The sequence below is a fragment of the Roseburia hominis genome, assembly GCA_040702975.1.
Classification (GTDB): domain Bacteria; phylum Bacillota; class Clostridia; order Lachnospirales; family Lachnospiraceae; genus Allocoprococcus; species Allocoprococcus hominis_A.
Genome location: CP159990.1, coordinates 3890846 through 3903482 on the forward strand (window position 1 = coordinate 3890846; position 12637 = coordinate 3903482).

10 protein-coding genes and 2 tRNA genes are annotated in these 12637 nt (G+C 46.9%); 5 read left to right on the top strand and 7 right to left on the bottom strand.

The window, feature by feature from the left end:
- Positions 1 to 52: 52 nt before the first annotated feature.
- Entirely contained in the window at positions 53 to 175 is a 123-nt protein-coding gene (locus ABXS75_18010; GenBank protein ID XCP84904.1) for a hypothetical protein, read from the bottom strand.
- The gene (locus ABXS75_18015; GenBank protein ID XCP84905.1) at positions 165 to 1274 is read right to left on the bottom strand and encodes a molybdopterin-dependent oxidoreductase; all 1110 of its coding nucleotides are present in this window, start codon (positions 1272 to 1274) and stop codon (positions 165 to 167) included. The genes ABXS75_18010 and ABXS75_18015 overlap by 11 nt, the downstream gene beginning before the upstream one ends.
- Before the next feature lie 417 nt (positions 1275 to 1691).
- On the opposite strand from ABXS75_18015, the gene ABXS75_18020 reads away from it, so the two are divergent.
- The gene (locus ABXS75_18020; GenBank protein XCP84906.1) at positions 1692 to 2939 is read left to right on the top strand and encodes an IS110 family transposase; all 1248 of its coding nucleotides are present in this window, start codon (positions 1692 to 1694) and stop codon (positions 2937 to 2939) included.
- Between the two features lie 20 nt (positions 2940 to 2959).
- On the opposite strand, the gene ABXS75_18025 is transcribed toward ABXS75_18020, so the two are convergent.
- The gene (locus ABXS75_18025) at positions 2960 to 4606 is read right to left on the bottom strand and encodes a HAMP domain-containing sensor histidine kinase (protein XCP84907.1); all 1647 of its coding nucleotides are present in this window, start codon (positions 4604 to 4606) and stop codon (positions 2960 to 2962) included.
- 130 nt (positions 4607 to 4736) lie between these two features.
- On the opposite strand from ABXS75_18025, the gene ABXS75_18030 reads away from it, so the two are divergent.
- The gene (locus ABXS75_18030) at positions 4737 to 5432 is read left to right on the top strand and encodes a response regulator transcription factor (GenBank protein XCP84908.1); all 696 of its coding nucleotides are present in this window, start codon (positions 4737 to 4739) and stop codon (positions 5430 to 5432) included.
- 92 nt (positions 5433 to 5524) lie between these two features.
- Here ABXS75_18030 and saoC read toward each other — a convergent pair whose 3' ends face one another.
- Positions 5525 to 6100 carry a Cys-Cys-COOH (seleno)protein SaoC gene (gene saoC / locus ABXS75_18035; GenBank protein XCP84909.1) on the bottom strand — a complete coding sequence of 192 codons (576 nt, stop codon included), beginning with the start codon at positions 6098 to 6100 and terminating at the stop codon, positions 5525 to 5527.
- A 250-nt stretch (positions 6101 to 6350) separates the two neighbouring features.
- Between saoC and ABXS75_18040 the strand changes: the two genes are divergently transcribed.
- From ABXS75_18040 to ABXS75_18050, 3 genes are all read left to right on the top strand, one after another.
- Entirely contained in the window at positions 6351 to 7544 is a 1194-nt protein-coding gene (locus ABXS75_18040; GenBank protein ID XCP84910.1) for a double-cubane-cluster-containing anaerobic reductase, read from the top strand.
- Positions 7537 to 8628: a 2-hydroxyacyl-CoA dehydratase family protein gene (locus ABXS75_18045; GenBank protein ID XCP84911.1), complete on the top strand. Its 1092-nt coding sequence runs from the start codon at positions 7537 to 7539 to the stop codon at positions 8626 to 8628. Before ABXS75_18040 ends, ABXS75_18045 begins: the two co-directional genes overlap by 8 nt.
- Before the next feature lie 97 nt (positions 8629 to 8725).
- Positions 8726 to 9766, top strand: coding sequence for an MATE family efflux transporter (locus ABXS75_18050; protein ID XCP84912.1), 1041 nt, complete (start codon positions 8726 to 8728; stop codon positions 9764 to 9766).
- A 30-nt stretch (positions 9767 to 9796) separates the two neighbouring features.
- Here ABXS75_18050 and ABXS75_18055 read toward each other — a convergent pair whose 3' ends face one another.
- From ABXS75_18055 to ABXS75_18065, 3 genes are all read right to left on the bottom strand, one after another.
- Positions 9797 to 12136, bottom strand: a complete 2340-nt coding sequence (locus tag ABXS75_18055; GenBank protein XCP84913.1) for an excinuclease ABC subunit UvrA — start codon at positions 12134 to 12136, stop codon at positions 9797 to 9799.
- 215 nt (positions 12137 to 12351) lie between these two features.
- A tRNA-Leu gene (locus ABXS75_18060) sits at positions 12352 to 12431 on the bottom strand.
- 34 nt (positions 12432 to 12465) lie between these two features.
- Positions 12466 to 12537 (bottom strand) — tRNA-Gln (locus ABXS75_18065).
- Positions 12538 to 12637 lie beyond the last annotated feature (100 nt).

The window sequence follows — 12637 nt, forward strand, 5'->3', positions numbered from 1 at the left end:
TGCAGAAAAACGTTCTTGCTAAAGTCTAATCCCGGATTCAACCGGACAACACTCAATCCTTTATCTTCGTCACTTTACATGGCACCGACTTATGTGTCAAAAATCCGGTCAACGGATCTGCATATTTCATACTGCAAATCGCATTTACATTGTGATTCTTCCAATCACCTACCATATAGGAGCCTCCAGCCCCCGCGGCAACATGGATACTTCCTTTTGCCATTGGACAGACTCTCACATAGAACTCCCCTTTGCCAAATGCAGGTCTCAAGCTCTGTCAGATCCCCGTCTGCAACACCGTACTCACTTTCTTTCAGTGCTTCTGCCATCTTTTCATTGCCGCCACACATCCAAAGAAGTAGTTCTTCGTCATTCCCAGGATATTTATCACCGAATCCCATCTTTTCAGCAATCGCCTGGAAAATAAAAATATCGGTTCTTGCTTCTCCCACCGGTTCGATGATACGTCTGCGCAGACACATACCACCGGGGACAGAAATCGGTGACTCGTCTTCATAATATGTGGTAGACGGAAGAATCACATCTGTATACTTCGCGTCCTCTGACATAAATCGTTCCAATACTACCAGGCAGTCCAATTTCTTATAGATCTTTTCCCACAATTTCTGATCCGGATAGGTCAGAATCGGAGACGCTGCGCACACGATCATACCACGCACCGGATATGGATCGTCCTCCAATACGGCCTCCGGGATTCTGCAAAATTGACCACTGCCCGTCAGACGGCTAAATAACGGGAATTCTTTTGCGCCGACTGCCTGCTCTACTGCTGCCATCGGCATGAGCGGAACTGTTGGATTCTTTTCCGTCATGATGCAGATACCACCCGGTACATCCACTTTCCCGGTTATGGCAAACAGCGTCTGAATCGCTCTGTTATTCTGAAGACCGCTGAGCTGATATTCCAGACCTGTATAGGAAATCAAAGAAATCTTCGTGGTACTGTAGAAAATATCTACGATTTCATGAATCATTTCTACGGAAATACCACAGTATCCTGACATCTCTTCCACTGTAACCGTCTTTAAATATTCTGCAAATTCATCAAAGCCCTTAGTATAGTTTTCCACGAATTCTTTATCGTATCTTTCTTCTTCAACAATAATCTTAAGCATCGCAATAGCAAGCGCCCCGTCTGCACCCGGAAAAACCGGAACCCACAGATCTGCCATGCCTTCCCCTCTGGGATCGATCACCACGATTCTGGTGCCTCGCGCCTTGGCCTCTTCCACCGCTTTGAGTGCTGTAAGCAATCTTTATCAGGCTCCACCTTTACAATCTTTCCCTCTTCTATTGTAGCAATGACCCGGCATTTATCCGGGCAAATACCACAAAACCCTTTTTTCTTCATCTTTATATCCATTCCTTTCGCGCTGCTCAAGGCACAAAACGTGATGAAAAAACGTTGGACTCTCGCAGCTTTCTTTTTATAATAGTTTCCATAGGGATACTCAGTACACTACAAATCACGGGGAGGTGAGTGGGCTGTCCGAACTATTGGGTGACCGTATTTTTATATGTGTAGAATGCTTTTTCAAGTACAAATAAGTGTGCCTCGAGCACGTAACCTTATCTTTGTTAAAACAACTCTCGTTTTAATCCTAAGCATTCAGTCAATGCTGTTTACTCCCTATAATTCTATCGAACCTATGGTTCTGAAAGGTGGCCCTATGGCTTTAAAAATTGTGTATCAAATTTGTTGTGGTATCGATGTTCACAAGACTTTTGTTGTTGCCTGTATCGCTTCCACTAACAAACAAGGTGTTACCACCTACAAGCGCCATCGTTTCTCAACCTTCACACAAGGGTTGAAGGAATTGTTACAGTGGCTGCTTGACAATCATTGTAAGGATGTCTGCATGGAATCTACTGGCAAATACTGGATTCCAGTTTACAATGTGCTCGAAAAAAGCTGTACAATTGTACTTGCTCATCCCAAATATGTTAAGGCTATCCGTGGTAAAAAAACTGACAAGAAAGACGCAAAATGGATTGCTGACCTCTTCAAGCATGATCTTGTTGCCGGTAGCTTCATTCCCTCTGTTGATATCAGACAACTTCGTGACCTGATGCGCTATCGTTTCAAACTGACCTGCTTTATGTCCAGTGAGAAGAACCGTTTTCAAAACTGTCTCACGGTCTCCAACATTCAGTTGGCTTCCGTTGTCTCGGACACTTTTGGTAAAAGTTCACAACGAATTCTGGATAAGATTCTTGAAAATCCTGAAGATACTTCTTTTGATATTGGACCTTTAATTCATGGCTCCATGAAGAAAAAGCTTCCTGAACTGGAGCTCGCCATTGATGGTTTTATCACACCGGAACAGGCTGGTAAATTAAAGATCATCAAAAAGCATTTTGAAGATTTGGAATCCCGGAAAGCAGAGCTAGAAGAACTGATTCTTGCGCTCGCCAGTCCCTATCAGCAAGAACTCGACCTAATCCTAACCGCTCCATCATTCAAAAATAAATTTACCGCTATCGGAATCATTTCTGAAATCGGCGTGAATATGGAGGCTTTTCCTTCGGCGAAACACTTATGCTCATGGGCTGGACTTACGCCGACCAACAATGAAAGTGCAGGGAAGAAAAAATCTGTCCGGGTTTCCAAAGCCGGATGCTATATCAAACCACTTTTGGTTCAATGTGCCAACTCTGTGGTTAAAAGTGAAAAGCACCCTGAAATCCGCAACCGCTATCTTCGTTTAAGAAAGCGCCGCGGCCACAAGAAAGCAATCATTGCAATAGCAAGAATGCTTCTAACAGCATTATACAACATGCTGAAAAATAAGGAACCCTATAATGCACAACTTTACCGAAAAAGTGATGTTCTTCCTGTCAATCGTGAAATTACAATTGAACAGGCAATTTTAATGGCTCAGTTTCATGGTTATAAAATCAAGTCAGTTGCTGAATAAACCTTAACTTTGCTACATATTCACTTCTTTTCCTCCTCTTCACCAGGCTGCACCACTCTCGGAAAATCTAAGATAAATGTTGTCCCTTTTCCTTCTTTCGTCTTCACACGAATCTGGCCGCCATGTTCTTCCGTCAGTCTTCTCACCACAGTAAGCCCGATACCGGTACCCTCGCCTGCTCCCTTCGTAGTGAAGAAGGGCTGAAATACCTGGCGCTGGATTTCCGGAGCAATGCCGGTTCCGGTATCCTCCACTACCAGGCGCACATTTTTCTCGTCATCTACACTAAGCCCAAACTGTATCCGAAGTGTTCCCCCTTCCTTCATCGCATGGAATGCATTCGTCGCAAGATTCAATATGATCTGATTTAAGGCACCTACCTGTCCATGGATATAATAAGGTGTTCTACAAATATTTTCCTTAAGCTTAATCTGATCGGGAAGCAGTTTTTTTACCATATTTACAGCTTCGTTCACCGCATAGGTCGCATCATAGTCCGTCAAGACCTTCTCTGCCTTGCCCTGGCGGCTGTAACTTAGCAGCTGCCGGGCAAGCTCCTCGCAGCGCGAGGCAGCGCTTTTCAGCTCCGCCACCTCTTCAGGCATCTCCTCACAGACCACCTCGTTTTCTTCCAGTAAATCGGCATATAGCACGATCGGAGTCATCAGATTGTTAAATTCATGCGCAATAGACCCGGTAAGTACACTCATGGTCTTGGAATGATTATATTTCTCCATCAAGCCTTCCTGCTTTTTCATGGTCTCGTTCAACGTCTTTTCATGCTGCAATTCTTTTACCAGCAGCACTTCCTTCTTCTGGTGCTCAGTGATTTTATAAAGAAGCACGATCGTCCAGATCAACACTGCCATTCCCAACAGGCAAAAATAAAGTGCGATCTGATCGATTGGACGAATCACGTTGTCATAATCCTCAATGATGTAAAGAGAAAACTCTTCCTCCCCGACCTTGAACGTCTCATACGCAATCAGTTTCCGCGTTCTGCTCGGCGTGCCGCCTTTTGCTTCATATACCCATTCGATCGTACACCCGTTTCCCGTCGTATGGGAAAGCGAAAGCCCTGTATCTTCATAGTCGCTTGGCATAATAATCGCGCCGTCCGTGCCCTTGACAATACAGTATCTGTTGTCTTCAAGCTGCAGGCCGGAAAGCGCCTGTTCGCCGGCATAGATCTCGTCCAGATTCAGTTCTACCTGTACGTACCCCAGAATACTTCCATTTACTCCGACCGTCTTCGTCATATACAGAATGTAATATCCTTCCTTGGACTGCCTGACAGGGCCAGCGATCACTTCTCCCGGATTCCATGCTGCCATCCTGCAGACCTCCTTCTCCCACTCCTCAAGGGAATCATCCTGCGACATAGGGATGTATTTTCCCTTTTCTCTTAGCCGTATCAGACCGGTTTCAATATCCTCTTCTTCCTTCATATCACCGGAAAAAACTGCATAAATCACATTCCCCTTTGCTTCCAGACTTGCCTTTAAGCTCTGGGCATTTACTTTGGCCAGGCTTTTCAGACTCTTCTGCTCATTCACAACAATCGTACTGCGCACATTGCGATAACAAAAAACGGCAATCGCCAGAAAAAACGCAACTCCAATCATCATGATGATGATCTGCTTTTTTAGTACCTTTTTCTTTTCCATAAAAAACCTCAATAGTATTTGACTTTAAAAATGTCGAAAGCTATAATCTATAATATGATACACGGACAATAAGTGTATGCTGTAATAGCTCCTTTTGGCCCGTAACACTTAAGAAAGGCAGGTCTCCCCGATGAACGATATCTCGGTTCTCATCGTAGACGATGAAATATCTGTTTTGAAAGCAATTTCCTCCGTGCTAAAGCATGAAAGTATAAATGCTGCCTGCGCAAAAAGCAGTAGCGAAGCCTTTCGTTATCTGGAAACGGATACCTTTGATATCATTTTACTCGATATCATGATGCCGGGGCAAGATGGTTTTTCCTTTTTAAAAGAGCTTCGCGAGAGAAAAATCCTGACCCCCGTCATTCTGCTAAGCGGACGGGAAGAGGATTCCGCTCAGGTAGAAGGACTTGGGCTTGGTGCTGACGATTATATGACGAAGCCCTTCAGTAAAGCAGTGCTCGTCTCTAAGATCCGTGCCATCGTCCGGCGCACGCAGCAATATGCCTCTACCGATATGACACTGAATACCACCGCCAGCCGCGGCAGCTTTACGCTTCATTTTGACTCACAGACCGTTCTCAAAAACGGAAAGGAAATCTCTCTTTCCTCCAAGGAATTTGCTTTGCTGTGCTTTTTTATGGAGAATCCGGAGGTACTTCTGACCAAGCAGGAGATTTTTACCAAGGTATGGAAAAGCGAGAATCCTGATGACAATTCCATTCTCGTCTACATCAAGCGGTTACGCGACAAGATTGAAGACACTCCTTCCAAACCGGAACACATCATGACTGTCTGGGGGAAAGGATATAAGTTCTTTCCTTAATATTTATCAAAAAAGTAAGAGCGATGCCGGAGCTTTTCTGCCCGACACCGCCTTTTTCACCGTAATTAGAAATCTCTAATTCAAGAATTCTATCAGCAATCTTCCATCCCTTCTCCGAACAGATTGATCGTTTTCCCATCAGCCACCCGGAAAATACCATAACCTACTTTATTATTTTTCTGTCCCTGAAGGACAAATTCAATCTCATCTTTTTTGTCAATATTCTGGAATTGAATTTTCTGATTCTCCACAGGTGCCGGTATCGGCTCCGTAAATTCATAATTCATTCCATCTCCGGAATCTACCACGACCATCAACCTGACATGCCTGTGATTTCCCAGATCAGTAACCCCCTCATGAATATCATCTTCCTCAATCGTATACACTACAACCAAATCCTTCAGGTCGTCATTCGTCAAATCCTCCTCACACGCGACCAGTACCTCCGCGTCCGGATACTGGGCCTTAAACACTTGTAATATCTTATTATCCTCCGGGACATTCTCGGCGTAGGTCAATTCTCTTCCCACCCTCGTTCCATCCGTATATTCTGTCACTTTGCCTGGTTCTGCCGTTACCTGCTTCTTTTCATATACCTCATCCAGTTTTCCACGAATCAGGAAACCTGCCAGAATAACAACCACCAACAATAAAATCTTCTTTTTCACTTCAGTTTCCTCTATATCTTCTTCACTCTATAGCTTCATTAATATTCTGTAATATATTTTATCTTCATTCGAATGGCTTGTAAAGCATTTCTCCTTTTTATCATGTAAATTCCCCATTTATTGAAAAATCCAATAAATTTTGTTTTAATTATTAACGCATGTTAATTTATATATAGAGACTTAAGACATGGGGAAGAATGCCATACTCCCAGTCGATATGCATGAAAAATATTTACAAGAAGGAGAAAATATGATGCCAACTTCATTACCGGAACATTTTGAAGATTTTGCAGAAGCCCGTCGGGAAGGTTTTCTGCAAGTCAAAACATTAAAAGACAGTGGCAAAGATATCTGCGGAGCATTCTGCCAGTACACGCCGGCCGAGATTATCCGGGCTGCCGGATTGTGCCAGGTGGGACTCTGCGGACAGAGTGCCGCCCCGATCAAAACCGCCGAGACACGGCTCCCTGCAAACCTCTGCCCGCTGATCAAGGCAAGCTACGGACACGCACTGGAAGAGAGCTGTCCTTACGCCTACTTTTCCGATATCGTTGTGGGCGAGACCACCTGCGACGGAAAGAAAAAAATGTATGAGCTTTTGGGGGAATTAAAGCCCATGCAGGTCATTCATTTGCCAAATGTTCCCGATTATGAGCGTTCTCTTGAAATGTGGGTTTCGGAGATCCGCCGCTTTACCAGGGGGCTTGAAGAGCATTTTCATATTACGATTACTGAAGATCAGCTCAATGAAGCCATTGAATGGTGCAACAAGGAGCGGATCCAGGCAGCCCGCATCTATGAACTGGGACGTTATGACCCGCCGGCGATCACCGGAATCAATATGAATAATATCACAAACAACCAGCAATACCTGTTCGATCCGGAAGTAAAATATCAGAAAATAAACGAGATTCTGGATCAATGTGAGGAGAACTGGAAGAACGGGATCTATCCCTATGAACCGGATCCTTACCGTCCCAGACTGATCGTATCGGGCGGAGGATATTTTGGCACGTCCGCAAAGACGGTTGACGTCATTGAAGAGCTGGGCGGCGCGATTGTATGCTATGAGGGCTGCTGCGGCATTTCCTCACGCAGACGGCTGGTAGATGAGGACCGCAGCCGTGATCCGCTGGTGCGCATCGCCGAAAAATATATCGAAGTTCCCTGCGCCGTAGTTTCACCGAATAACAGGCGTCTGGATCAGGTGCGGGAGACAATCACGGAATGGAAGGCCGACGGATACGTGAGCATTACATTGCACTCCTGCAATCCATTTGCCATCGAAACAGAAAATATACGACGTGTCTGCGAGGAAATGGGAATCCCGCTCCTTCATATTGAGACGGACTTCTATCCGGGAGACGAGGGACAGATCCGTACACGAATCGAAGCCTTCCTGGAAATGGTGCGGGAGGCAAAAAAGGAGGCTGCCCATGAATAACCTTGATTTACAAAAGCTGATTTCCGATTGTCATGCAGCCGGGAAAAAGGCCGTGGTTTCTTTCTGTTCACACGTCCCGCAGGAAATCCTGCTGGCCGCTGACGTTTGTTCTCTGCGCATTCCGTATGTGCGGGAGGTCAAAGATGCCGCTTCGCATATCCTGCCGCGCAACGTCTGTCCGATCGTGAGAAATTGCTGCAATATCTGTGAAGATGAGTGCCTGAAGGAGGCCGATCTGATCATCGCAGAAACCTCCTGCGACGGGAAACGAAAAATGTATGAGCTTATTTCCAGGCAGGAGCGGGTCTATTTTTATCAGGTACCCCAGGGAGCAGACCGGGACTATGTGAAGCCTTTGATCCAGTCCGAGTGCCGCTATCTGGTCCGGGAATTGAAAAGGCGATTTGATGCGGATATCACGGAGGAGAAGATTCGCCTGGCGGGAGAACTTCTTGGCCGAGAACGAGAAAGCATCACAAAACTGATGGAAATCCAGCGGCAGGTTCCACCTGCTGCCTGGGGCCAGGAAATTTTCCAGGCGCTTGAGGAGCACCGCAGCCTGCCGGATGTGGAAGCACGGATCGTCGCGAACGAGGAGACGCGAAAGCTGTTGCTGTCCCGTCAATCTACCGTACCAAAAAAAGCAAAACGTATTCTCGTCACCGGCTGTCCGCTCAGCGGTCTTTACAAAAAAATTCTGGAGTCGGTCGAGCAAAACGGCGGAGTTGTCGTATGCTTTGAAAACTGTGAAGTGATGAAGTCTGCTTCCCGCCGATTTGACACCGAAAATCCGGACGTATATGAAGCATTATCTGACTGCTATGCAAATACTGCCTGTGCGATTATGTCGCAGAACAATCTGCGTTTTGAACTGATCCGACGTCTGACTGCGGATTATCAGGTAGATGGTGTCCTTGATGTGACGCTTCAGGTCTGCCACCCCTACACCGTAGAGAGGGATAAAATGAGCCGTCTATGTGAGGATTCCCTGGGAATCCCTTACATGGCCGTGATCACGGACGATTCCGGGGAGGATATCGGACAGCTTACAACCAGGATTGCTGCATTTATTGAAATGCTGTAAGACCTGCAGGATTCTGATGCTGTTTATTTCACTTGATTTTTCATAATATCCATGCTATGATTACCACGAATTTGAATCTACATCTGGAGAAAGTGAAATGAATGCGAAAAACACACTGACCGAGGGGAAGCTATACCTCGCTCTTATAAAATTTACCATACCGTTTTTACTGTCCAGCCTGCTGCAGAATCTGTACGGAACGGTTGACCTTCTTGTTATCGGGAATTTTTCAACAAAGGCGAATGTATCTGCTGTAGCCACCGGAAGCCAAGTCATGTCACTTGTGACCTTCTTTATCCTGGGGCTTACCACAGGCGCGACGGTGCTGATCGGACAGTACCTGGGAGCAAAGCAGTACCGGACGGTCGCAGAAGTCATTGGAAACAGTATCTTCGTATTCGGAGGCCTCTCTGTACTCATGATGGTACTGTTTCTTTTCGTACACCCTCAGATCCTGCGTTTGCTGAATATACCTGCTGAAGCAGAGGCCGCAGCAATAACCTATACGATGATATGCTGCCTGGGAGTTCCGCTCATTGTCGGATATAATACGGTATGTGCTATTCTCCGCGGAATCGGGGACAGCAAAAGTCCTCTGATCTTTGTTGCGATTGCCTGTGTTGTCAATATTGCAGGTGATCTGTTACTTTCAGGCGCTTTGGACATGGGCGCCGCCGGAGTTGCTATTTCCACTGTTGTCGCTCAGGGAATCAGTTTTATCTCCGCATTACTATTTCTAAAGAAAAGGGGAATGGGAATTCCATTTTCGAAAAAAGATATCCGTTTTTCCATGACAATGGCAAGACGAATCATTACACTGGGGATTCCGATCGGAATCAAGAGCATTCTGGTGAATTTGTCCTTTATGCTGATTACTTCTATCATCAATGCTATGGGAGTTACCTATAGTGCCGCTATGGGCGTCGGCGATAAGCAGGATCTGGCCTCCACCTTTCTGGTGCGTGTGCCGGTCACCTACTTCGTAAGCCGCATCGCAGGGGCGACCCTGTTTCAGATAGGGCTTGCGGCACCGGTTGCAAGTATCATGGGAATTGCCATGTGTTTAATTTACCTGAAATCCGGGCGCTGGAAAACCGGATTCTTAACCACTGATCATACAACAGGGGCAGCAGATTAATTCTGCCGCCCCTGTAGCGTCTTAGCCGGCTCATTCCCGCGCACTCTCCCAGTTCAGGTAAGGCGCCGTCACGGACTGCGGGCAGGAACACATCTCTTTGGGAGTGCCGATAAAGAGAAGCCGTCCTCCCTCATCTCCACCTCCCGGGCCGAGTTCGATCACATAATCCGCTGCCCCCAGCACGTCCAGATTATGCTCGATCAGGAAAACCGAATTGCCGGCGTCCACCATTTCCTCGAACAGGCGAATAATATTATGAATATCGTCCATGTGCAGACCGTCCGTAGGCTCGTCCAGAATAAATATTTTCCCTTTGCTGCTCAGATAGGACGCGAGCTTTAACCGCTGCAGTTCTCCACCTGACAGGGTAGAAAGCGCCTGATTCAAATGCAGGTAAGACAGGCCCACCCGTTTCAGCGGATACAAAAGCTCTGCAACGTTCGATCCGGCAAACCACTCTACCGCTTTTTCCACAGTCATATCCATCACCTGCGCGATATTCATGCCGTCCACCTCGTATCCCAGCACTGCCTCGGAATATCGAAGACCGCCGCACGCCTCACAAGTGGTCTCGATTGCGTCCATAAAGGCCATATCAGAAACGATAACGCCTTTTCCGCCGCATACCGGACATTTTCCTTTTCCATTGAATGAAAACAAGCTCGCTTTTGCCTTGCAACGGGACGCAAATATTTTACGAATCTCGTCGGCCGCTCCCAGGTATGTGGCCGGCGTAGAGCGGAGGCTGATCCCGATATTTTTCTGACTGATATAAATCGGCGCCTCTGCGGTGCCACCTGCTATCTGTCCGGCAAAATATTCCATCAGGGAGCTTTTTCCTGAGCCGGCAACTCCGGCGATCACGGTCAGGATTCCAAGCGGCAATTTCACATTGACCTCTTTCAAATTATGATAATTCACATGTTCCAGACTATACCAGCCGACGGGCCTTCGGGTCTCTTTTTTTATCCCGGTATTGCACCGCAGCAGTTCCCCGGTCTTTGTATTACTTTTCAGCAATTCTTCGTAGTTTCCCTCAAATAGGATCGTCCCACCTGCCTGACCGGCTCCCGGTCCCATGTCTACAATGTGGTCCGCCGCACGAATCATCTCCCGGTGATGCTCCACCAAAAGTACCGTATTTCCCCGGTCGCGCAGCCCCTTCACCGCTCGCAGGAGCCTGTCGATGTCATGGCTGTGAAGCCCCACACTTGGCTCGTCCAAAATATAGATAAGGTCTGTCAGCGGGGAATTCATGTATTTTGCGATCTTACAGCGCTGGGCTTCGCCTCCGGACAGCGTTCCCAATCCCCGATCAAGCGCCAGATAATCCAGGCCGATATCAATGAGTGCCTGAATCCTTGCACATAATGTTCTTTTGATATCGACCGCCAGCGGATCGCCAATCCCCTCCAGCCACCGAAGCAGTTCCTTCAGCGGCATGGAAGCTGCCTCGGCTATATTTACCCCATTAATCCGGCAGGAAAGGATCTTCTGGTTCAGACGCGCGCCTCCGCACGCAGGACAGGTTCCGTGATGCGTCATAGGTTCCAGAATCTGACGATGGAGCTTCCCTTCCTCGGAATTTAACACGCTCCGATACATTCGGTGGACCAAGCCTTCATATTTGGCAGTCTTCGGCCACCCCTTGGGTGGATTCTTGAGGCGGATCTGGGGAGAATACAGGAATAACTCCAACTCCTCCTCCGAATAGTCGCGGATCTTCTTATTCAGATCAAACAGGCCGCTATTCGCATACCTGATCCATCTCCACTGTCCCGGCTCGAACGCTACATAATTAATGACGCCCGGATCATTCAGACATTTACCAAAATCCACCAGCTTATGCACGTCCAGCTCGGTAATCTCTCCCAAACCGTCGCACCTTGGACAGCTTCCCTGGGGATGATTGAAGGAAAAGGTGTCGGAATACCCCACGAACGGCTTTCCTACACGGGAAAATAAAAGTCTGAGTAGTGTATAGGTATCGGTATACGTCCCCACGGTAGAGCGCTGATTCGGCGCCGGTTTTTTCTGGTCGATCACGATAGCGGCCGGAAGATTCTCGATCTGTTTCACATGTGGGCGCCCGTATTTAGGGAGATAATTCTGAACGAAGCTGGGAAAGGTATCGTTCAGCTCCCGCCTGGACTGTGCCGCAATGGTGTCCAGCACCATGGAAGACTTTCCGGAACCGGATACGCCTGTAAATACCGTCATCCTGTATTTGGGGATATCTACGGAAATGTGTTTTAAATTGTTCTCGTATGCGTCTATGATATGAATGGTGTCTCTTCTCATTTTTCTTAATCTGCTCCTCCTCTGCTTGCATGGTTTCTTATGTATCAGGAACATTTTCTGCTTCATCATTTATTATAATCTCCTAAATAAATAGGCGCAATTAGATTATTTAAAAAGACAAACCTGACCCATTTTCCAATTTGTATCTCGTAGCCCAGGCATTACTGATGTACTATTGATGTACTTACTGATGTACTTTTCCCCAAAATCCTGCAACTCCCTCTCTCCCCCATAAACGCAAAAAAGCCGCAACCCCTCATATTTCAAGGGCTTGCGACCTGTCCTGCGGATAACAGGAATCGAACCTGCACGGTCTCCCACTAGATCCTAAGTCTAGCGCGTCTGCCAGTTCCGCCATATCCGCATAATATATATGCCAGACCACGCTGACACATAAACTGGGCCAGTTGGATTCGAACCAACGAGTGCAGGAGTCAAAGTCCTGTGCCTTACCGCTTGGCGATGGCCCAATATATTCCCGGAATTCTCCCCGATATAAATCTTCCTATCCAAAGGAATCCTTCCCTCACCAGGAAATCTACCCGGTGATATAAAAAAATGCCGGCATCT

Excerpts from the sequence above, each read along its gene's own strand:
- ABXS75_18050 (XCP84912.1), top strand. The coding sequence starts at position 8,726 with ATGAATGCGAAAAACACACTGACCGAGGGGAAGCTATACCTCGCTCTT.
- ABXS75_18055 (XCP84913.1), bottom strand. The coding sequence starts at position 12,136 with ATGATGAAGCAGAAAATGTTCCTGATACATAAGAAACCATGCAAGCAG.
- ABXS75_18010 (XCP84904.1), bottom strand. The coding sequence starts at position 175 with ATGGTAGGTGATTGGAAGAATCACAATGTAAATGCGATTTGCAGTATG.
- ABXS75_18025 (XCP84907.1), bottom strand. The coding sequence starts at position 4,606 with ATGGAAAAGAAAAAGGTACTAAAAAAGCAGATCATCATCATGATGATT.
- ABXS75_18045 (XCP84911.1), top strand. The coding sequence starts at position 7,537 with ATGAATAACCTTGATTTACAAAAGCTGATTTCCGATTGTCATGCAGCC.
- ABXS75_18030 (XCP84908.1), top strand. The coding sequence starts at position 4,737 with ATGAACGATATCTCGGTTCTCATCGTAGACGATGAAATATCTGTTTTG.
- ABXS75_18020 (XCP84906.1), top strand. The coding sequence starts at position 1,692 with ATGGCTTTAAAAATTGTGTATCAAATTTGTTGTGGTATCGATGTTCAC.
- ABXS75_18040 (XCP84910.1), top strand. The coding sequence starts at position 6,351 with ATGATGCCAACTTCATTACCGGAACATTTTGAAGATTTTGCAGAAGCC.